Annotated in this window: 15 protein-coding genes; 5 read left to right on the top strand and 10 right to left on the bottom strand. The window is 63.8% G+C overall.

The window, feature by feature from the left end; all coding sequences use genetic code 11:
- Positions 1 to 55 precede the first annotated feature (55 nt).
- The gene (locus ACFQ00_RS19425) at positions 56 to 1240 is read left to right on the top strand and encodes a CaiB/BaiF CoA transferase family protein (protein ID WP_381494920.1); all 1185 of its coding nucleotides are present in this window, start codon (positions 56 to 58) and stop codon (positions 1238 to 1240) included.
- A gap of 15 nt (positions 1241 to 1255) precedes the next feature.
- Here ACFQ00_RS19425 and ACFQ00_RS19420 read toward each other — a convergent pair whose 3' ends face one another.
- The 4 genes from ACFQ00_RS19420 to ACFQ00_RS19405 form a co-directional block, all read right to left on the bottom strand.
- Positions 1256 to 1651, bottom strand: a complete 396-nt coding sequence (locus ACFQ00_RS19420; protein WP_381494917.1) for a RidA family protein — start codon at positions 1649 to 1651, stop codon at positions 1256 to 1258.
- A gap of 17 nt (positions 1652 to 1668) precedes the next feature.
- Positions 1669 to 2799 carry an alanine racemase gene (locus ACFQ00_RS19415; protein ID WP_381494913.1) on the bottom strand — a complete coding sequence of 377 codons (1131 nt, stop codon included), beginning with the start codon at positions 2797 to 2799 and terminating at the stop codon, positions 1669 to 1671.
- A 14-nt stretch (positions 2800 to 2813) separates the two neighbouring features.
- Positions 2814 to 3440, bottom strand: a complete 627-nt coding sequence (locus ACFQ00_RS19410; protein ID WP_381494910.1) for an HAD family hydrolase — start codon at positions 3438 to 3440, stop codon at positions 2814 to 2816.
- A gap of 172 nt (positions 3441 to 3612) precedes the next feature.
- Positions 3613 to 4512: a LysR family transcriptional regulator gene (locus tag ACFQ00_RS19405; RefSeq protein ID WP_381494907.1), complete on the bottom strand. Its 900-nt coding sequence runs from the start codon at positions 4510 to 4512 to the stop codon at positions 3613 to 3615.
- Between the two features lie 216 nt (positions 4513 to 4728).
- Between ACFQ00_RS19405 and ACFQ00_RS19400 the strand changes: the two genes are divergently transcribed.
- Positions 4729 to 6795 carry a S9 family peptidase gene (locus ACFQ00_RS19400; RefSeq protein ID WP_381494903.1) on the top strand — a complete coding sequence of 689 codons (2067 nt, stop codon included), beginning with the start codon at positions 4729 to 4731 and terminating at the stop codon, positions 6793 to 6795.
- Positions 6796 to 6807: 12 nt separating this feature from the next.
- Here the strand turns inward: ACFQ00_RS19400 and ACFQ00_RS19395 are convergent, their stop codons facing one another.
- The 6 genes from ACFQ00_RS19395 to ACFQ00_RS19370 form a co-directional block, all read right to left on the bottom strand.
- Entirely contained in the window at positions 6808 to 8208 is a 1401-nt protein-coding gene (locus ACFQ00_RS19395) for an NAD(P)/FAD-dependent oxidoreductase (RefSeq protein WP_381494900.1), read from the bottom strand.
- Between the two features lie 3 nt (positions 8209 to 8211).
- Positions 8212 to 10635, bottom strand: a complete 2424-nt coding sequence (locus ACFQ00_RS19390; RefSeq protein WP_381494897.1) for a penicillin acylase family protein — start codon at positions 10633 to 10635, stop codon at positions 8212 to 8214.
- A gap of 22 nt (positions 10636 to 10657) precedes the next feature.
- A complete protein-coding gene (locus ACFQ00_RS19385) occupies positions 10658 to 11854 on the bottom strand; it encodes a M20 aminoacylase family protein (protein WP_381494893.1) in 1197 nt (398 codons plus the stop codon).
- 58 nt (positions 11855 to 11912) lie between these two features.
- The gene (locus ACFQ00_RS19380) at positions 11913 to 13520 is read right to left on the bottom strand and encodes an AbgT family transporter (protein WP_381494890.1); all 1608 of its coding nucleotides are present in this window, start codon (positions 13518 to 13520) and stop codon (positions 11913 to 11915) included.
- A 94-nt stretch (positions 13521 to 13614) separates the two neighbouring features.
- The gene (locus tag ACFQ00_RS19375; RefSeq protein WP_381494887.1) at positions 13615 to 16620 is read right to left on the bottom strand and encodes a TonB-dependent receptor domain-containing protein; all 3006 of its coding nucleotides are present in this window, start codon (positions 16618 to 16620) and stop codon (positions 13615 to 13617) included.
- A gap of 164 nt (positions 16621 to 16784) precedes the next feature.
- Positions 16785 to 17702, bottom strand: a complete 918-nt coding sequence (locus ACFQ00_RS19370) for a LysR family transcriptional regulator (protein ID WP_381494884.1) — start codon at positions 17700 to 17702, stop codon at positions 16785 to 16787.
- A gap of 103 nt (positions 17703 to 17805) precedes the next feature.
- Between ACFQ00_RS19370 and leuC the strand changes: the two genes are divergently transcribed.
- From leuC to ACFQ00_RS19355, 3 genes are read left to right on the top strand one after another with little or no spacing between them, the layout of a single operon-like run.
- Positions 17806 to 19236 carry a 3-isopropylmalate dehydratase large subunit gene (leuC, locus tag ACFQ00_RS19365; RefSeq protein ID WP_381494881.1) on the top strand — a complete coding sequence of 477 codons (1431 nt, stop codon included), beginning with the start codon at positions 17806 to 17808 and terminating at the stop codon, positions 19234 to 19236.
- Complete coding sequence (leuD, locus tag ACFQ00_RS19360) at positions 19236 to 19865, top strand: 3-isopropylmalate dehydratase small subunit (protein WP_381494878.1); 630 nt, start codon at positions 19236 to 19238, stop codon at positions 19863 to 19865. Before leuC ends, leuD begins: the two co-directional genes overlap by 1 nt.
- A complete protein-coding gene (locus tag ACFQ00_RS19355) occupies positions 19849 to 20751 on the top strand; it encodes an alpha/beta fold hydrolase (RefSeq protein WP_381494875.1) in 903 nt (300 codons plus the stop codon). Before leuD ends, ACFQ00_RS19355 begins: the two co-directional genes overlap by 17 nt.
- Positions 20752 to 20757: the final 6 nt, after the last annotated feature.

Raw genomic sequence — 20757 nt, 5'->3', positions numbered from 1 at the left:
AGAATGGAAGCGTTCCGGATCGGCGAATGCTGATCCGGAAGCTCCGGAGGAGTTGATGATGGCGTCTGGGGCGTTGCAGGGGTTGCGGCTTGTCGAGATGGGGCAACTCATCGCCGGGCCCTTCTGCGGACAGTTGATGGCCGATCACGGTGCCGAGGTGATCAAGATCGAGGCGCCGGGCGAGGGCGACCCCATGCGCGAGTGGGGACGGAACAAGCCGGTCTGGTGGCCCGTCGTCGCGCGCAATAAGAAGAGCATCACGCTCAACCTTCGCGATCCGCGCGGGCAGGAGATCGTGCGGCGTCTTGTGGAGAAGTCCGACTTCTTGCTCGAGAATTTCCGCACCGGCACGATGGAGAAGTGGAATCTCGGTTACGAGCAGCTTTCGGCTATCAATCCGGGGCTGATCATGATCCGCGTGACCGGCTTCGGGCAGACCGGGCCCTATGCGCTGCGGGCAGGCTACGGGTCGATCGGCGAGGCCATGGGGGGTATCCGAAACCTCGCGGGTGATCCGTCTACGCCGCCGAGCCGCGTGGGCCTTTCGATCGGAGATTCGCTGGCCGCCACGTATGCCTGTCTCGGTGCACTCATGGCCTTGCAGCACCGGAATCGCACGGGGCAGGGGCAGGTGGTCGATTCCGCGATCTACGAAGCCGTGCTGGCGATGATGGAATCGACGATTCCGGAATATACCGAAGCCGGCTTCACGCGCGAGCGGACGGGTGCGACGCTACCGAAGGTGGCGCCTTCGAACGTCTATTCGACGTCGGATGGAGAAATCCTGATCGCCGCAAATCAGGACAGCGTGTGGAAGCGCATGGCGGAAGCGATGGGGCAGCCGCAGCTCGGCAGCGATCCGCGTTTCGCGACGCATCATGCGCGCGGCGAACATCAGGTAGAACTGGACGACATGATCAGCGCCTGGACGAAATCATGGTCCAGCGCCGATCTTCTGGCGCACCTTGAGACGCACGGTGTACCGGCGGGGAAGATCTACAAGGCGCCCGACATGCTGGAAGACCCGCATTTCAAGGCGCGGGAATCCATTATCAAGGTGCCGCATCCGGCCTTTCAGAACCTGTGGATGCAGAACGTCTTCCCAAAACTCTCCGAAACGCCAGGCGAGGTCGCGTGGGCGGGGCCGGAGCTTGGCCAGCACAACGAGGAGATCTATGGCGATATTCTTGGGATGAGCCGGCAGCAGATGAGCAGCCTGCATGACGACGGCGTTATCTGACGAGAGGCTGCTGCCTCAGTCGCCCACCGCGACGACCGCTTCAATCTCGATCAGCGCACCGAAGTGGAGCGGGCCGCACGGGACGATGGACCGTGCCGGACGATGGGCGCCAAAGAACGCCGCATAGGCACGATTTGCGTCGTCCCAATGTGCGATGTCGGCCACGTAAACAGTGCATCGGATGATGTCATCGACGGTTGCGCCCACAACGCCGGCAATGGCCGCGATGTTGTGGAGCGCAAACGTTACCTGCTCGGCGATGCCGACGTTTTCGGCATCGGGCGTTTCGCTGGTTACGCCGAGTTGACCTGAAACATAGAGCGTATCGCGGTGAAGGACGGCCTGAGCGTAGTGCCCTCCCGGGGGAGGCGCTGCCGCGCATCGTATCTCGGTCGTTTTTTGAAGTTTCATCCTGATCTCCGAATTTCTTACCATCCGCCAATGCGCGGCCATTCCTCGGTCGCTTTTCCGGCGTGTAGCACGTTGTATGAAGCGTAAGCCGCGCAGGTGAGGCAGGCATGATTGGGCAGAATGCGGACCATGCTGCCGATCGGCAGCCGCGCGAACCAGCTTTCGTCGGGCACCGGAACGGCGCCATGTTCCTGATGGACTGTCGTGACCGCCAGTGAACCCAGCCGCTCCAGCGTTACGGGATCGCAGACCAGGCCGTATCCCGCCTCCGGCATGAAGCGGTTGGCACCGATGTCCTTTGACAGCGCGAGCGCCCCGGCGTCGAGAATGAGGCTTGGACCGCTGTGCTGATGGCCGATCACCGTGGCAAGCACCGAGACAGCGATATCGTCCTCCGCGCACATGCCCCGCGACAGCTGCGACAGATCCCAGAACAGGTAGATGCCCGCACGCACTTCGGTCACGCCCGACAGATGCTCCGCGAAGAGAGTCGTGGGTGTCGAGCCCACGCTGACAATGGGGCAGGGGTATCCCCGGGCGCGCAGCAATTCGGCGGATGCGACCGCGGCCTGCCGCTCGACCTCGGCAAGTGCCCGGATCGGTGCTGGCTCGTCGAAAGCGTAAGAATGCCCGGCATGGGTCATCACACCCGTCAATTCCAGATGCGGCGCGCAGGCGTGGATCGCGTCGGCGATCGCGACAAGCGCTTCCGAAGCCGGTTCGACGCCGCTGCGGTGTTCGCCGCAATCGACCTCGATGAGCACGCCGAAGCGCGCGCCGAGGGATACTGCCGCCTTCCCGATGGCCGTGGCGGCATCCCGGTCATCCACGACGAAAAGCAGCCGAGCGCCATGCGCGCGCTGAATACGGTCGGCGCGGGCGAGCTTCGCGGGAACGATGGCGGTCGTGTAGAGGATATTGCGCCAGCCCGCCGCCGCGAAATATTCGGCTTCGGCCAGTGTCGAGACGGTGATCGGCCCCTGCCCGCCATCCGCGGCGATACGGGCGACGTCGATCGACTTGGCGGTCTTGAGATGCGGGCGCAGCGTGACACCCAATTCGGCACAGCGGTTGCGCATGTGGACGGCGTTACGTTCCAGCCGCTCCGCATCGAGTATCAGGCGCGGCGTCTCCAAGCCTTCGAACATGGCTGCCGGCTCCATCACACCAGTTCCCTCAGCGGGTGCAGCGTATCGGCGATGAGAAGGGGCCGCGCCGTATCGGCGACGAATGGCAGTCCCGCCCGGTTGTGCCAGAAAACAGGCATCCCGACCCCGGCCGCACCGGGAATGTCGGCGGGCGAACCCGCGACGAAAAGTGTTCGGGCGGGGTCCGTGCCGAGCTGATCGAGGGCCGCGCGGTACGACTGGGGTTGCGGCTTGTAGTAGCCCGTCTCTTCAGAGGTCACGACGGCGGAGAAGGGAACGCCGACACGTTCCGCGGCTTGCCGGCCGAGGATGATCGAGCAATTTGTGACGACTCCGAGCGGAATGCCGCGGGCGCTCAGGTCACCGAGCACAGCGGGCCCCTCGGGCCACGGGCGGAGCGTATTCCAATGCGCGGCAAGCGCCTCGGCAGCGGATACGGGTACGCCTGCCACCTCAGCCGCCTCACGAACGAGGTCTTCGTAGGGCCGGTAGGCACCGCATCCATATGTCAGCTCAAGATAGGCGCGGCGCCACCGCAGTCCATCGGCCTCGGACCCCGCGGCACGGTTCCATACCGACCATGAGTCAAGAAGTGCGGTGAGGAGGTCGAAGACAACCGCTTCGATGGTGAGCCGTTTCATTCCCTAAACTCCAAACTTCGTCGTACCGGCCGAATTCGGTGTTCCGATCCCGGCTTGCGGCGGCGCGCGCGAGGCAAGGGTCGCCGCTTCGTTGGTAGCGATTAACAAGGGCATGGTTGCATGGGCCAATGCCCGTTGCTGATGGTTATATGCCGTCCCGTAAGCGTCTCGCTTACGCCGAGGCCAGTTTCCAGAACGCTTCGGCCGATGGGGATTGCCGGCCGCGCGGGCGATACAGGCGGACGTCGACGGGAATGTCCCAAAAAGCATCGCCCGCCCGGACGAGCGCTCCCTTCGCCAGGTCGTCCGCAACGATACTGAGCGGAAGCCAGGCCAAACCCTTTCCATCCTTCGCCATGCGCGCGAGGACGAGCGTGTGTGATGTGAACACCGGCGTCAGGCTGACCGGCGTCGCATTCGCCGTGAGCGTGGCCGAAACGATGCGGCCCATGCCCGACTCCGATCCATAAGCGAGCAGATTGACCGCATCCCCCGCGCCCTCCGAAAGGGCGTGCAGCGGGGTCTGATCAACGCCGCTCGGCGCGCTGACGGGTATGAGTGTATCACCACCAAGGGATATCGAATGAAAACCCGCGTCATCAAGAACGGATGCGGCACCGGGATGGAAATAGCACAGGCAGAAATGCGCCTTTCCGTTGAGCATGATCTTTTCAGACGCGCCCATGTTGTCGGCGGTCAGCTGGATCAGGATCTCCGAATCCGACATCGCCTGCAGCGCGGCGAGCCACTGCGGGAAGAAGTTGAGCGCCAGAGCGTGCGTGACGAGAATCTTGATCGTTGACGCGGAGGTGCCGGCAATCTCCTGAACCTCTCGCCGCCCGTGTTCGATATCGCGCAGAACCGTCTCGGCGATCACGGCGAAGCGTTTGCCGGCGGGGGTCAACGCCATTTGGTGGGTGCTGCGATCGACGAGTTCGACGCCCAGCCACTCTTCAAGCGCGCGAATGCGGCGGCTGAAGGCGGGCTGCGTGACATGGCGCACCGATGCAGCGCGAGAAAAGTTTCCTGCGCGGATGAGGGCGCCGAAATCTTCCAGCCACGCCATTTCCATCGTTATCTGCCCGTCATCGCGCCCGTTGCAGCCATTTTCGGACTCCTCTTCTATACGATCGCGCGCCGCAGCGATGCTTCCTGGTACGCATAGATTGATCCATAATCTGTATTGGCCCCGGAAGGGTCCGGTTGGCAATCTGTGCCGATTGGGGGCCATCCCGCTTTTTCCGGCGCTTACCTGTCGGGATCGGGGTTGATTCAGGGAGCTTCGGGTATGGGTTTCGAGGTTTTGCGGCGACTACGCCTTCGCCGCACTGCATTGGCTGCCACGCTCATCTGCGCCGGCGTTGTTCCCGGCGCTTTGCCGGAAGCCAGGGCACGCGCCGAGGCTGTCCAGCAGACGACTCTGGTTCCGCGCGATGAGCTTTTCGCATCGCCGACCTATTCCGAACTGCAGATCAGCCCTGATGGAAAGGCGCTCGCGTTTCTCCACCCGCTGAACGGCGTGCTCAATATCTGGGTCGCGCCGATCGACGATCTGGCATCGGCTGTCCCCGTTACCCGCTTCGATAACCGCCCCCCGGACGGCTTCCAGTGGAGCGCGGACGGGCGTTTCCTCCTCATCCTGAAGGATATCGGCGGCGAGGAGCATAGCCAGCTCTGGATCGCGAACCTCGAGAAACGAACGGTCATCAACGCGACCATCGACCCCGCGGTGCAGACGAAGATCGTCAAGGTCTCGGCACGACGCCCCGGCGAAATCCTCGTAGGCATGAACATCCGCGATCCGCGGTATCGCGACATCTATCGTATCGATCTTGCGACCGGCCAACGCACCGAAGTGTTCCGCAATGAGACGAATTACATCGATGTCATTGCCGATCCCGATTTCAACATCCGTATGGGCGTTCGCGGGAATGCCGACGGTTCGTGGACCTATTTCCGTCTCGATCCCGGGCCGAGCGAGTTCATGTCCATCCCGCTCGTTTCGCTGCGCAATTCCAAGGTCTTCGGACTGGATGCGGCGGGCCGGCTCACGATGCTCGACAGCCGCGACGGCGACAAAGCGAATCTTGTTTCCGTCGACCTCGCGAGCGGCAAGAAGGCGCTGCTGGCCGAGGCCCGTCGCGCCGATATCATGGAGCCACTCTTTGACGAGGAAAGCGGCGCGCTGCTGGCAACACGCGAAGATCCGCTCGTGAACGAATGGACCGTGCGGTCGGACGATGTGCGTGCCGAGTTCGCGGCGCTCGAGGCGGCGGTCGCGGGGCCGTTCAGGATCGCGGGGCAAACCCCCGACAATGCGCGCTGGCTACTCCTTGAAACGGTGCCGAACCGCGCCGACCGCTATAGCTGGTGGGACAGGAAGGGCCGGACGCTGACGCCGCTCGTGTCGATGCGTCCGACGCTTGATCAGCGGGCGCTCGCGCGCCGCACGCCTGTGACCATCACGTCGCGCGACGGGCTCAGTCTGCCGAGCTATCTGACGCTTCCCACGGGTGCGAAGCTTGGTGCGAACGGTATGCCCGTAAAGCCCGCGCCGCTCGTTCTCCTCGTCCACGGCGGGCCTTGGCTGCGCGACGATCTGGCGTTCGATCCGCAGCACGCCTGGCTCGCGGACAGGGGCTATGCGGTTCTATCGGTGAATTTTCGTGGATCGAGCGGCTTCGGAAGCGCCTTCATGGCGAAGGCCGACAGGAAATGGTCCGAAACGATGCATGACGACCTGCTCGATGCCGTCCAGTGGGCTATCGGCAAAGGCGTGACGGCCAAGGATCGCGTTGCGGTGATGGGGCTGTCCTATGGCGGCTATTCGACGCTCGTGTCGCTGAGCTTCACGCCCGATACGTTCCAGTGCGGCGTGGACCTGGCCGGGCCCAGCAATCTCGTGCGGCTGGCCTCCGCGATGCCCGAATGGTGGACGTGGCAGAAGCCGCAATTCCTCAATCGGATGGGCGATCCGTCGACCCCCGAAGGTGCGGCGGACTTGTTGCGGCGGTCTCCGATCTCCCGCGTCGATGCGATCTCGAAGCCGCTGCTCGTCACAAACGGCGCCAACGATCCGCGCATCTTTCCCGATCAGTCGCAGGAAATCGTCGATGCGCTGAAGGCGCGCGGGAAGCCGGTGACCTATGCCTTTTACCCCGACGAGGGCCACGTCTATGCGAAGGATGAAAGCAACATTTCCTTCGCTGCGATCGCCGAACATTTCCTCTCGAAGTGTCTCGGAGGGAAAGCGGAGCCCTATGGCGACGACCTTGTCGGATCGCAGGTCGAGTTGAAGACCGGTGCGGGTTTTGTTCCGGGGCTTGAAAAGGTGCTGCAGGCAGGGACGAAATAAGGCGGCTGCCGTTTACGGCTCGCCCAGATATTTCGCGAGACCAGAATCCAGCGGAGGCTGCTGCCCGGCGGCCTCCGCAAGATCCATCCGCAGGAAGGCGTTCTGCACATAGCGGATGCCCGCCCATCGCAGCGGTTCGACCTCCCAGTTCGGCGCTTGCTGGCGGAGATAGGGGGCGTGCGCGCCTGGAGCATGACCGGCAACGAGCCCGGCAAGCGCCCGCGCACAAATCGCGCTCGTGATGACGCCGTGGCCCGTGTAACCGTAGCTGTGCCCAACGCGGCGCTCGGGATCGAAATGAACGGTCGGCAGCCAGTCGCGCGGAATACCGAGATAACCGGCCCATCGATGCGTGAAGGGGACGTTTTCGAGCGATGGCCACCATTCGAGCAGCCGATCACGAATCCAGCCGAAATTGGCATTCTCCCTGAGAGCTGTCTCGCACATGTCCGAACCATAGCGATAGGGTGCGCCGCGGCTGCCGAACAGGATACGCCCGTCAGCGGTGCGCGAGAGATAATTGGTCGTGTGAACATAGGAGCTGAGGCATTCGCCGCCGCTCCATCCGACCTGCTTCCACTGTTCCGCAGTGAGCGGCGCCGTCAGCATGATCGTCGAGGCCATGGGGATCAGTCGGCGGCGATATTCGGCTTGGCTGGTCATGAAGGCCTCACCCGCGAGCAGGACGGCGCGCCGTGCGCGGATCGTCCCCCCGGAAGTGACAAGCGCGGGCTCGGCACCATCGATGGCGCGCAGCACTTCGGTTCCCTCGTAGATGCGGATGCCGCGCCGCTCGAGCGCACGCGCCAGTCCGCGCACGAGGCGGCCGGGGTGGATGGTGGCACCCGCGCGCAGACGGAACGCGCCGTGCACCTCGGTCGCGTTCACGGCCTCCTGCGCTTGGCTGGCATCCAGAAGTTCGCAGCCATCTGTCATGCCGAGCTTGGCATAAGCATCGAACGAATTTCGCAGCGACGGCAATTGATCGGTGCTGCGGGCAAGCGTCAACACACCCGCCGGATTGAAATGCGCGTCGATGCCTTCTTCCGTGCAGATTTGGCCGACCTCATCGACCATCGCCTGTTGGGCGAGCAGCATCGATCGGGCCGTCTCGATCCCGAAGCGGCGTGTGAGCGCGGAGGGATTGATCGGAAAGCGCGGCGAGCACCAGCCGCCGTTGCGGCCCGATGCACCGAAGCCGCAATATTGCCGCTCGACGATCGCGATGGAGAGGTCCGGGTTGTGTCGCTGCAGGAAATAGGCGGTCCAGAGCCCCGAGAAGCCGCCGCCCATGATCGCGACATCGACGATCTCATCTCCGGCAAGCGCGGGACGCGGGGTCAGATCATCGTCACAGCTCGCGAGCCAGTAGCTGCCGATCGTCTCCGGTGAAACCGTGGGTGTCTGACGCATGGGCTAACGCGCCCGGGGCCGATATTCGAGCGTGAAGCTCGATGCCGCGGTCCTGCGTATCTCATCTGGCGCGAGCGAAATCTTCTTCAGCTCGTTGGTCTCATGCATCATCGTTTGGTCGGTAAGATGGGGATTGCCTTTGCCGTCGGGATCGATGAACAGGTTCTGGCCGCCCGCGTCGACGACCGAATAAAGCGCGCGTCGATCGCGCCCAATCTCCATCAGGCCGACCCAGCTCTCGCCGCCGTTGTGCGGCGCCATCGTCGGCCCGAGCCGCAGGACGGCGGAGAGGCGGCGTTCGGGTGCATCTTCCGCCATTTGCGGACGGTCGGGCGTTTCGAGCGATGCATCGAAATATTTCCAGAAGATCGGCTGCTTCCACTCGGCCATGTCCTTGCCCGGAAAGCGCCCTTTGATCTCCGCGATCGTCGTCTTGATCGTATCGATCATCACGGCGGTGCGGTCGCGGCCGTTGAAGTAATCGACGGCCAGCGGGGCTCCGGCAGTATCGCCCTGAAACGCGCGCAGGAGTAGGCTCGATTGATAGGTTAGGTAGCGATCGGCATCGATCTTCTTCCACCAATCGCCCATATCCTCGCCGAACAGCGCCCGCGGTGCGATCTCCAGCCACGCGCGGTACAGCGTCAGGCCCGGATTGTCGTATCTGTGGTCGCCGTCGCGATCCTGATACAGCCCGTTGAAACTCAGCATATATTCGCCGGCGCGCTTCACCTCTGGATCGTCGCTCGCTGCTATCGCTGCCCGGAAATAGGGTGCGAAAAAGTCGGGCGCGGCCTGATTGCGGTCGACCGCGCCGAGTGCGTTGAAAATCTGGCCGTTGAATTCGCGCATGTCGAGCAGTGTCAGCGACTGGCCCGCCTTGGCGAGCCGGTCGCCGAGCCAGGTGCGGAAGGTCGCGCCGATGCGGGCGTTGTCGCCCTCCTGCGACCAGCCCGTCGCCTTGCTGTTCCACGAAAAGAGATAGCCCTGACGCGGGTTGACCATGTGCGGCTTTTCGTCCGGTGTCAGGAAACCGGTCCATTCATATTCGCCCGTGCCGGGCGTCGGCAGGCGCGGGTCGACACCGGCGGCCTTTTTCGGGAGCGCGCCCGCTTCGAAATAGGCGATCGTGCCATCTTCGCCGCCGTAGCACGCGCCGAGATTCCAGCCGAGACGGTCGACACCCTTTTCCTTGAACTCGGCCAGACTCTTCGCGCGGCCCATTTCGGCGAAGGCGACCCATGTGTCGAGCTCCCTGCCGTGAACGCCCATCTGCTGCGAATAGGCAGTGTCACTTTCGGTATTCCAGGCGATCACGGGGCCATGGATCGTCCAGGCGACCTCATGGGTGACGGGCGCCGCGTCCTTGACCTTGAAGGTCTCGGTGCGGCGTTCCATTTTCCGCCATGCGCCTTTGTGCCAGTATTCGTAGCGGTTCCTGGGATTGAGCTTTTCGGCGAACACCGTGCCGGCTTCGCTACTACCCGATACGAGGAGCCAGCCGTGCTGGGCCCCGCGTCCCATCGTAGGGACACCCCAGCCGGTCGAGCCGAAACCCGCATTGTCGAAACCGCCGCCGTGCAGGTGGATTTCGGGGCCGTCGGCGGTGGCTTCAAGCATCAGGACTTTGCCGCTGGCCGATTTTTCCGGGCCGATGACCATGCAGCGGCTCGCGCCCTTCACAGGTTCGATCGGTGCCGTTTGCATCGCCGCCGACGTGACGCTGCTGGACGGGAGTTGAGCCGGGGCGAGGACCGGCACGGGCGTGGGCCGCGCGGGCGCGAGGTCGTCGCCCGCCGGAATGGTCGTTGGTGAATCCGGGTCGGAGATCGGCACGACATCGTTGAAGATCTGCCAGGCCTTTTCGCGGCCGTAGCGATCCGTCATCTCCTTCAGGAATTCGAGATTCCGGATTTCATAGGTGTCGCGGCCGAGCGGCGCCGCGGTGATCAGGGCGAGATATTCGACGAGGCTCCAGCGCGTTGGCTTGATGCCCCAGCGGAGGAATTCGAGCGGCGTCAGGCGCCCGGGATCGGCATTCACTTCGTCGACGCGTTTATTGATCCCATCGACCATGGCCTGGATCATCTTGCGGTGCTCGGGTGCGAGCGCGCGATAACGCTGCATCAGCACGGCATCGGAGAGCTTGCGGCCGCGCATGACTTTGTCCATTTCGATCGCCGACGCCCCCAGAAGCTCGGCGCGGCGACCCTGCGTGTTGTGCCGCGCCAGTTCCATCGTGGCGAGACGATCCTGCGCGATCGCGTAGCCGGCGCCGAACATCACGGCATCCGAGGTTTCGGCCTGCACGTGCGGCACGCCGAAGCCATCGCGATAGATGGTCACCGTCTCCGCCGCGTCGACCTGCGCATGGGCCGTGGATGCCGCGATGAAGGATACAAAAACGAGTGCAGTCGAACGGCGCATGAAAAACGTCTCCCTGAAGCCGTTATTTGGGCAGGAATGCCTCCGCCAAGGCGACCCATAGCGCGGCGCCCGTGGGCGAAATGCTGTCGTCATAGGCATAGTGAGAATTGTGCAGCATGACCGAGCCGGGGCCTTCGTCGCCATTGCCGAGCAAAAGGAAGCAGCCGGGAACGACATCGAGATAGCGGGCGAAATCCTCGCCCCCCATGCCCGGCACATCGAGATCGACGAAGCGGTCGGCTCCGACGACGCCGATCGCGATCTCGCGCACCTTTGCATAGAGATCGGCCGGATTGTGCAGGGCAGGGTAGCCGCGCTCGTAATGGAGTTCGGCGCTCGCGCCGAACGATGCCGCGACACCGGTCACGATATCGCGCAGCCGCTGCTCGACCGCGTCCTGGCTCTGGCGCGACAGCGTGCGTACCGTGCCGCCCATCCTGGCCTCATCGGCGATGATGTTGAAAGCCGTACCCGCCTCGACCTTGCAGATCGACACGACGACGGAATCCATCGGATCGGCATTGCGGGCGGCGATGCTCTGCACCGCGACGATGATCTGCGCCGCGACGAGTACGGGATCGACCGTCAGGTGCGGCCGCGCGGCATGTCCGCCTTTGCCGGACACGACAATCTCGAAGCGGTCGGCGGCGGCGTAAAGCGCGCCTGCGCGTCCGGCGAGCTTGCCGGCGGCGATACCGGGGCGATTGTGGATGCCGAAGATCGCTTCCATCGGGAAGCGTTCGAACAGCCCGTCGCGGATCATCGCACTAGCGCCGCCATCGGGGTCGCCGCCCGGGCCCTGATAGCCGAGCGATTCTTCGGCGGGTTGAAAGATCAGGTGAACCGCACCGTCGAAATTGCGAGTCGCCGCGAGATGTTTTGCTGCGCCGAGCAGCATCGTTGTGTGCCCGTCGTGCCCGCAGGCGTGCATCACGCCCGGCGTGCAGGATCGGTGATCCGACTGGGTGAGCTCGGTCATCGGCAGCGCGTCGATATCCGCCCGGATGCCGATTGCGCGGCGCGATTGCCCGGCGCGAACGGTCGCGACGATGCCGGTGCCACCGATCCCGGTGTGGACCTCGTCGATCCCGAATTCGGCGAGGAGGTCGAGGATGTAGCGCGCGGTTCCCTGCTCGTGAAATCCGAGTTCAGGATGCTGGTGGATATGCCGGCGCCAGACGGTCATATCCGCTTCGAGCGATGTCAGATCAACGGGCATACGGACGCTTCTCCTGGCGCGGCAACGGTGTGGGGACGATTTTCATCTTTGTCTCCGGTCAGGGCACGGCGTGCGCGGCGACTTGATAGAAGACCTGCGCGCCGGGTCCGAGCGGAAGATCGAACACCACCCAGCCGACGGTCATCGCGATCCCCGTCGCCATGAAGCAGAGCGCATAGGGCAACATCAGTGCAAGCAGTGAACCCACGCCCATCGACTTGTCCCACCGCTGGCAGAAGACGAGGACGAGCGGGAAATAGCTCATGAGCGGCGTCATGATGTTCGTGTAGCTGTCACCCATGCGGTAGGCGGCGGTCGTCATTTCCGGGCTGATGCCGAGCAGCATGAACATCGGCACGACGACCGAGGACAGGACGCTCCATTTCGCCGTCGCCGATCCGATGAACAGATCGAGCACCGAGGACAGCAGGAGCACGCAGACAAGCAGGAAAGGGGCGGGAAGGCCCATGCCCTGCAACTTCTCTGCCCCTGTGATCGCGATGATCGGCCCGATGCCCGACCAGTTGAACATCGCCACGAAATGCGCGGCGAAGAAAACGAAGACGAGATAGGGTGCGATCGTCTTCACGCCCTCGCGCATCATCTCGACGATGTCCGCGGAGCCTTTCACCGTTCCCACCGCACGCCCGAACACCGCGCCGGTCGCGAGGAACAGGATGAACAATGCCGCGATGATGGAGGCGTAGAGCGGCTGGAGGCGGATCGGGCCTTCGGCATCTTGATCGATGAAGGGCGTGTAGCCGGGCCACAAACACAAGGCCGTGAACGCAGCCACGACCAGCAGTGCAACGACACCGGCACGGCGGAGGCCACGGCGCTCATCATCACTGAGTTCGCCTTTTTCGAGATCCGCACGCAGCTGATCGTCGACCTCTTCATCCCATATGCCGAGGCGCGGTTCGACGACTTTGTCGGTGATGAACCAGATGATCGGTGTGAAGAAGATGACGATGCCAAGAATGAAGTACCAGTTGCCGAGCGGGTTCATTGTCCAGCCGGGCTCGACGATGCGGGCCGCTTCCTGCGTGAAGCTGAACAGCAGGACATCGAGCTGGCCGGGCATGATGTTCCCGGCATAGCCGCCCGATACGGCAGCGAGCGCCGCCGCGATCCCCGCAAGCGGATGCCGCCCGACCGATGCGAAGAGCACCGCCGCCATAGGGATCAGCACGACATAGGCGGCGTCTGCGGCATGATGCGAGACCATGCCCACGATCGCAATGATCGGCGTCATATACCGGCGGGGCGTATTGCGAAGCGAGCCGCGGATCAGCGCGAAGAACAGCCCCGATCGCTCTGCCACCGCCGCGCCCATCATGATGGTGAGGACGATGCCGAGCGGCGCGAAACTCGCATAGGTTCGCGGCATCTCGGTGAACAGGCGGGCGATGTTGTCCGCCGAGAAGAGGTTGGACGCCCGGTAGATGAGGACGCCGTTTGCGAGTTCCGCGTTGGCGGGGGCTTCCTTCCCAGCGAAGGGAAGCGAAGCGCTCCACCCCAAAGCGGCCCCGAGCGCGGAAAGCAGCATCAGCGCGGCGATCAGATAGATGAAGATGATCGTCGGGTCGGGCAGGTAGTTGCCGACGCGCTCGATGAAGCCCAGAATCCCTCTCTGACGGACAGGGCGAATGGTTTCGGCAGTCACGATTGCGCCTCCTGCCAGGATGGATTCGTGCCTTCGTGCACAGACACTATGAGGCTCACGCGCGCAGCGCGAGCCTCATAGTGCTGACCCGAGGTTAGAAGTTCACTTCAAGTCCCGCCCGGATCACCGGGCCGAACTGATCGAAGCCGCCACCCGACGGATCGATAACCTGGACCGATTCCATCTTAGGCAGCTTCTCGTTGAAGAGGTTCGAGACGCCGAAGGAGAATTTGGCCTCCTGCCGCCCGTTCATCGGCAGCACGTAGGATGCCGAGATGTCGTTGTAGAAGCGCGACCCCGTCTTGCGATCCGACACCAGCTCGCGGCTGATTCCCGGCGAGATGTCCGTCAGCGACTGGCTCGACTGGTAGCGCCCCTGCCAGCCGAGGGTGAGCGGGCCGTTGCTATATGTGAGGCCCATCACACCCTTGTACTTGGGATAGCCATAGAAGCCTTCGAGAACGGTGTAGAGGTCCGGCCGGGCCTGGAACGTATAGGTCCGCAACCGGTGCAGATAGGTGAAGGCGAGGTTGGCCGAGATGCGGCCGTTGCCGACCGGCTGAGCATAGAAAAGCTGGGCGTCGAGACCCGAGGTTTTCAGCTTCGACGTGTTCACATAGGTGCTGTTGCCCGTCGTGATGCCGAAGAAGTTCGGGCTGGCCGTATTCGACTCGCGGGTAATCAGCGCGCAGAGATCGGGATCCGGTCCGCCGGCGCGATCGACGCAGTTTTCGGCGATCTGCTGCGGACTGAGGAAGCTGATCGCATCATCGATCTGGATGTTGAACCAGTCGACCGAGAGCTGAAGGCCCGGCAGGAAGGTCGGCGTGAAGACGAACCCCGCCGTCCAGCTGTCCGAAACCTCCGGTTTCAGGTTTTCGTTGCCCGACACGATAAACGGCACGCCGATGCCGCCGTTCAGCGGAACGTAGCCATCAGGCCGCCCGAGCGCGGCGCAGTTGGCAGCGCGATTGGGATTTTCGCCGATGTTGGTTTCCGAGCAGGGATCGTCGACGTTGGTCGTCTGCCCTTCGCTCGGACGGAAGGCTTCGAAGATGTTCGGCGCGCGGATCGCGCGGCTGATCGTCGCGCGAAGACGCAGACCATCCGTCGGCTCCCAGATGCCGCCCGCTTTCCACGATGTCGCCTGCCCCGCATGGCTGTAGTCGGCATGGCGCACCGCGCCTTCGACTGACACCAGCTTCGCGAACGGCATGTCGGTGAGGATCGGGACGCTGAGTTCACCGAACAGCTCCGTGACATGGTAGCCGCCTTCGTAGTCCTGCGTCGCGGCCTGATTGGTGAAGCCGGCCTTGACCAGCGGATCCGTGGTGCGGCCGTTGCGTTCCTTGCGATATTCGGCGCCAAGCGCGAAGCCTATCGCACCGCCGCCGGGCATGGTCAGGAATTTTTCGCTGTCGCCGGCAAGCGAGAAGCCTGCGGTGGTCTGCCGGATGAAGGCGTTGGAGACGGTCGTCGTCGTCACGAAGTCGCGCGCGGCCTGCGAGCTGGCGACCGAGCCGAAGGGATTGAACGGGGCGCAGGGCGCACTGCCGACGATGTTCGGCGGCACGTAGCCGGGCGGCTGGAGCGCCGGAACGTTCATACGGCAGGCGGCCTCGCCAGTGGCGGGGTCGATGACGGAATCGAGCGCGGCGTTCAGGTTCTGAACGAGCAGGCGATTGTAGCCGATGAACTTCGCCTTGGTGCGGCCATACGTGCCGTAAACGTCGTAGCGCAGGTCGGAAAAGCCGGTCTCGACTTTGCCTTTGAAACCACCGACGAACGACAGGCTATTGCGGTCTACCTGGCTGTAGCGCAGGCCAAGGTCGGTGTAGAGCCGGTCCATGCGCACAGTGGTTGCGCCGGCCGCGAGCAGATCCGCACGGAAATCCTCGTTGAGGAAAGCATTCTGCGCAACGTTGATCGGCGTACCCGACCGGATCACGGCCTGGCCGCGTCCGAAACTGGACGTGTTGTTGTAATCGACCCCGAAATAGCCACGGACACTGTCGCTGAAATCGTAGTGCGTGCTGAGATTGAGATTGTAGCGCTCGATATCGGGCACGATCGAGATGGAATCGTCAAAGCGGAAGCACGCGGCGCCGCAATTTTCGAAGATACCGAACAGGCCGCCATCGGTCAGGCTCGGCGTTGGGAAGGGACGCACCGTCCCGTCGTCGTTGAAAGCGAAACGTCCAAGACCGCCGGTGTCATTGCTGAAGCCGACAACGCCGTAACCGGAGAAGCGAAGCGCTTCGGCGCCGGGGGCGAGGATCATGTCGGGGATGCCGTCGTCCGGCCCGGTGTCGGCAGGATTGATCATTGCGACATAGTTCTTCATGTCGGCCTGGCGCGGCGTGATTTCCTGCACTTTCGTGTAGTCGGCCGCGATCGTAATGTTGCCGCGACCTTCACCGAAATTCTTGCCGGCAACGAGGCTGCCGCCATAGGTGAAGCCTTCAGAGCCGCGCGCCGGCTGCGAACCGTTGAACGAGACACGAACGCCGTCGAAGTCTTCCTTGAGGATGATGTTGACGACGCCGGAGACGGCGTCCGAACCGTAGATCGCCGAAGCGCCGCCGGTTATCACCTCGATGCGTTCGATGAGATTGGGGTTGATCGAGTTGAGGTCGATGGCCGCGCTGTCGGTGGCTCCGGCGACGCGGCGCTTGCCGTTCACGAGCACCAGCGTGCGGTTCGCGCCGAGGCTGCGCAGGTCGACGACGGCAAGGCCGCCGCTGTTCTCACCGCGCGAACCCGATGCGCCGGTCTGTTGGCTCTGCTGCATACTGCCCGAAAAGCCGATCGACGGCTGCTGCGCGAGCGCGCGGCCGATATCGAACTGGGCGTTGTTGTTGGTAAGCGCGTCCGACGTGACGACGCCGACCGGCGTCGGTAAATCGAGAACGGGGCGACCGATGCGCGAGCCGGTGACGACGATAGTGCCGCCGTCATCCTCCATCGCCGGGGTGTCGTTTGCATCGGCGGCGTCCTGCGCGCTCGCGGTGCCCGCCAGTCCCGCGCAAAGCGAAATCGCGAGAAGGGATGTGGAAATCTTGAACTTGCGACTGTCCGCCTTTTTCGTTCCCTGAATCATTTTTTTCTCCACCCTGAACCCTGCCAGAGCCGCCCATCCGTCGGCTAGTGCAAGGGCCCAGCATGTCTATGGGGATGCGTGCAGCGATCCCAATGCCGGTTCGACATAGAATCATTCGTGCGGCGTGAAAGGCCCGCGCGCAGCATTATTACGCGGCCATCGGCCTAGGCGGTCTCGCTCTTCAGGCGCGTCTTTACCATACTCCAGAAGCCTTCGACACTGGGGCTTCGCCGTGCGATCGGCTTGTAAATGCGGATCTCGATGGGGACGTTCCAGCGCGCATCGCCTGCGGCGACAAGGCGGCCGCTTTCCAGATCGGCACTGGCAAGGCTGAGCGGCGCCCAGCAAAGTCCGCGCCCGTCGCGCGCCATCGAGAGAAGCGCGGTCGCCATGTGCGAACGGAACACGGTGCGAAGCGAGGCGGAGCCTGCGGATATCACCTGCGCCGCCTGAAGGATGCGGCCCATGCCCGATTTGTCCTCGAACTCCAGATAGGAAAGCGGGTGGTCGTCGGTGCCCGGCAGCAGGTAGGTGGGCGATCCGTCGCCGGAGGGGGCCGCGACCGGCAGCAGCACATCCTGCCCGAGAACGAGTGAGGTGAAACCGGCCGGATCGAGGCGGTGCGCGGCGGCGGTATGATGATGGCACAGAAGGAAGTCGGCCTTGCCTTCGAGCATGAACCGTTCGCAGGCGACCATATGATCGGCGATCAGCGTGATCGTCCCGGCTTCGTGCCCGTCGCTCACGCTGCGGAGCCAGGAGGGGAAGAAGGTTGTCGACAGCGCGTGGGTCGAGGCGAAGCGGATTTCGTTGCTGAGCGTGCCCCCGATCTCGCGGACATGGTCGCGGCCGAGCGTCAGCCGCCGCAATATCTCTTCGGCGAGAACACGAAAGGCCTGGCCCGCCTCGGTGAGGGCGATTCGATGCGTGTCGCGGTCGACGAGCGTCGCACCGACCCATTCCTCGAGCGCGCGAATACGGCGGCTGAACGCCGGCTGGGTGAGGTTGCGCGCTTCGGCGGCGCGGGAAAAATTGCCTTCATCCGCGAGTTTGATGAAGTCCTCGAGCCACATGATATCCATTTGAACCCACCCGTCGCATCAATTGATACTGTCCCGGCATTGGCTTCGCCCGAACCCTCCACGGTAAGCCCGGCCCTGCGAATCCGCAGGGAAAGGTCTATGGATGTCGGCGCCAAAAACGCTCTACGACAAGATCGTCGACGAACACCGCATATTATCTTTCGACGAAGCTGGCGGCGCTGGCGAACGATTGTTGCTCTATATCGATAGAACGGTGCTCAACGAATATACAAGCCCCCAGGCATTCAGCGGCCTTCGCGACGCGGGGCGGAAGCCGTGGCGGCCGGAGGCTTCGCTCGGGGTCGTCGATCATGTCAATTCGACCAATCCCGACCGGGAGGCGGGTCATCTCGACGACGGCGCGCGCCGGCAGATCGCATACCTCTCCGAAAACGGCCGCGATTTCGGTATCGAGATCTTCGACCTTTTCGATTCCCGGCAGGGCATCGAGCATGTCGTCATGCCCGAACTCGGCCTGGTGCTTCCGGGCATGGTGATTGCGGCGGGCGACAGCCATTCCACAACCTACGGCGCGTTCGGGGTGGTCGGCTTCGGTATCGGCACCTCTGATATCGAGCATCTGCTCGCGACCCAGACGCTCGTCTATCGCCGGCTGAAGACGATGCGGGTCACGGTCGATGGCCGGCTGGCGCCGGGCGTGACGGCCAAGGATCTGATCATGGAGGTGATCCGCCGGATCGGCGCCGACGGGGCGTCCGGTCATGCGGTCGAGTTCGCGGGCGAAGCGATCGACGCGCTCGGCGTGGAGGCGCGCATGACGATTTGCAACATGGCGGTCGAATGCGGTGCGCGCGTCGCGCTGATGGCGCCCGATGACAAGGTCGTCGACTATATCGACGGCTGCCCGCGCGCGCCGTCGGCCGATCTGCTCGAACGCGCACGGATCGAATGGCGGACGTTGCGCAGCGATCCGGACGCCCGGTTCGACAAGGAGGTGTCGCTGTACGCGGACGACATCCCGCCGATGGTGAGCTGGGGTACGAGCCCCGATCAGTCGCTCGCCATCACTGATCGCGTTCCTGACCCCGATACGCTTCCGCCCGCCCGCCGCGCCGATGCCGTGCGTGCACTGGCCTACATGGGGCTCGCACCGAACACGCCGCTTCAGGAGATCGCGATCGACCGCGCCTTCATCGGGTCGTGCACCAACGCGCGCCTGTCGGACATCCGCGACGCGGCGAGCATATTGAAAGGACGCAAGGTCGCGCCGGGCGTGCGCGCGATGATCTCGCCGGGCAGCAGCGGCGTGCGCAGCGCCGCCGAAGCTGAAGGGCTCGACCGCATCTTCATCGAAGCGGGTTTCGAATGGCGCCGGTCAGGCTGTTCGCTCTGTCTCGCGATGAACGACGACAGCCTCGCACCGGGCGAGCGATGCGCATCGAGCACCAACCGCAATTTCGAAGGCCGGCAGGGGGTCGGCGGCAGGACGCACCTGATGAGCCCCGCGATGGTCGCGGCGGCAGCCGTCAGCGGCCGATTGGCAGACGTGCGCACGCTCGCGGTCGCTTCCTGATGGAACATTTCGTTCGTCTCTCGGGCCCAGTCGCGGCCATGCCAGCCGCCAACATCGATACCGACGTCATCATGCCGAAGACGTTCCTGAAGGGCATCGACCGGTCGGGGCTTGCCGTGGGCCTGTTCCACGATCTGCGTTTCGACGAAAACGGCGCACTGCGGCCCGAGTTCATCCTGAACCGACCCGACATGGCTGAAACCCGCTTCCTGCTCGTCGGGCCCAATTTCGGTTGTGGGTCGTCGCGCGAACATGCTGTTTGGGGTATGCTCCAATATGGCATCCGGGGGATCATCGGTTCCTCCTTCGGCGCGATCTTCGCTGACAATGCGGCGAACAACGGCCTTCTGCTCCTGTCCCTGCCGCCTGCGCAGCTCGCCGAACTCGCAGCGTGTCTTGATGACGGAGCGGGGCAGATAACGGTCGATCTTGAAGCGCAGCGCATCGAGACGGGTGCCTACGCCGGAAGCTTCGATATCGATCAGGCGTTGCGGCGGGCGCTGATGCTCGGGCTCGATCGGATCGGCGAGACGCTGACCTATACCGATCGCATCCGGGCGTTCGAGAAGGCCTATCTCGCCGGCAAGCCGTGGCTTATGGGTGGGCACGGTGATGAGCGCGTATCCTGAATACAGCGAGTTGATGCCGGGGTTCCGCTGGCACGATATCGATGCGGGCGGCGTCCGCATCCGGGCGGCCGTCGGCGGCTCTGGACCTCCGTTGCTACTGCTTCACGGCCACCCGCAAACGCACCTCACATGGCACAAGGTCGCGCCCGCGCTGGCGAAGCGCTTCACCGTCGTCGCGACCGATCTGCGGGGATACGGCGACAGCGAGAAGCTGCCCGGTGACCCGGAACATCGGAACTATTCCAAGCGCGCGATGGCGGCGGATCAGGTGGCGGCGATGGCTGCGCTTGGCTTCGATCGGTTCGATGTCGTCGCGCATGATCGGGGTGCCCGCGTCGCGCACCGAATGGCGCTCGACCATCCGGCGCGCATTGGCCGGATGGTGCTGCTCGACATCGCGCCCACCGCCACGATGTACGCGCAGACGAACCGCGAATTCGCGACGCGCTATTTCTGGTGGTTCTTCCTCATCCAGCCGTTCGACCTGCCCGAGCGGATGATCGCGGCCGATCCCGACTATTTCCTCGATCGCCATCTCGCCGGACAGATCAAGATCGAAGGCTCGCTCGATCCGCGCGTGGTGGCCGAATATCGCCGCTGCTACCGCGACCCGGCAACGCGCCATGCGATCTGCGAGGACTATCGCGCGGCGGCGAGCATCGATCTCGATCATGATGCGGCGGACGAAGGACGCCTGATCGAAGCGCCCCTGCTTCTGCTCTGGGGGGCTTACGGCACGGTGGGGACGCTGTTCGACGTCATGGAAAGCTGGCGTTCGAAAGCCCGGGATGCGAGCGGCCGAGCGCTGCCGTGCGGCCACAGCCCGCAGGAAGAAATCCCCAACGTGCTGCTGGCGGAGCTGGACGCCTTTTTCGCGAAGGCGTGAGGCCAG

It is taken from the genome of Sphingosinicella xenopeptidilytica (assembly GCF_042676985.1).
Classification (GTDB): Bacteria; Pseudomonadota; Alphaproteobacteria; order Sphingomonadales; family Sphingomonadaceae; genus Sphingosinicella; species Sphingosinicella xenopeptidilytica.
The sequence above is the reverse complement of the archived record's forward strand: the minus strand, read 5'-3'. Positions and strand labels throughout refer to the sequence as shown.

Bases quoted from the DNA above. Each gene is read 5' to 3' on its own strand.
- ACFQ00_RS19425 (WP_381494920.1), top strand. From the start codon at position 56: ATGATGGCGTCTGGGGCGTTGCAGGGGTTGCGGCTTGTCGAGATGGGG.
- ACFQ00_RS19420 (WP_381494917.1), bottom strand. From the start codon at position 1,651: ATGAAACTTCAAAAAACGACCGAGATACGATGCGCGGCAGCGCCTCCC.
- ACFQ00_RS19415 (WP_381494913.1), bottom strand. From the start codon at position 2,799: ATGTTCGAAGGCTTGGAGACGCCGCGCCTGATACTCGATGCGGAGCGG.
- ACFQ00_RS19410 (WP_381494910.1), bottom strand. From the start codon at position 3,440: ATGAAACGGCTCACCATCGAAGCGGTTGTCTTCGACCTCCTCACCGCA.
- ACFQ00_RS19405 (WP_381494907.1), bottom strand. From the start codon at position 4,512: ATGGAAATGGCGTGGCTGGAAGATTTCGGCGCCCTCATCCGCGCAGGA.
- ACFQ00_RS19400 (WP_381494903.1), top strand. From the start codon at position 4,729: ATGGGTTTCGAGGTTTTGCGGCGACTACGCCTTCGCCGCACTGCATTG.
- ACFQ00_RS19395 (WP_381494900.1), bottom strand. From the start codon at position 8,208: ATGCGTCAGACACCCACGGTTTCACCGGAGACGATCGGCAGCTACTGG.
- ACFQ00_RS19390 (WP_381494897.1), bottom strand. From the start codon at position 10,635: ATGCGCCGTTCGACTGCACTCGTTTTTGTATCCTTCATCGCGGCATCC.
- ACFQ00_RS19385 (WP_381494893.1), bottom strand. From the start codon at position 11,854: ATGCCCGTTGATCTGACATCGCTCGAAGCGGATATGACCGTCTGGCGC.
- ACFQ00_RS19375 (WP_381494887.1), bottom strand. From the start codon at position 16,620: ATGATTCAGGGAACGAAAAAGGCGGACAGTCGCAAGTTCAAGATTTCC.
- ACFQ00_RS19370 (WP_381494884.1), bottom strand. From the start codon at position 17,702: ATGGATATCATGTGGCTCGAGGACTTCATCAAACTCGCGGATGAAGGC.
- leuC (WP_381494881.1), top strand. From the start codon at position 17,806: ATGTCGGCGCCAAAAACGCTCTACGACAAGATCGTCGACGAACACCGC.
- leuD (WP_381494878.1), top strand. From the start codon at position 19,236: ATGGAACATTTCGTTCGTCTCTCGGGCCCAGTCGCGGCCATGCCAGCC.
- ACFQ00_RS19355 (WP_381494875.1), top strand. From the start codon at position 19,849: ATGAGCGCGTATCCTGAATACAGCGAGTTGATGCCGGGGTTCCGCTGG.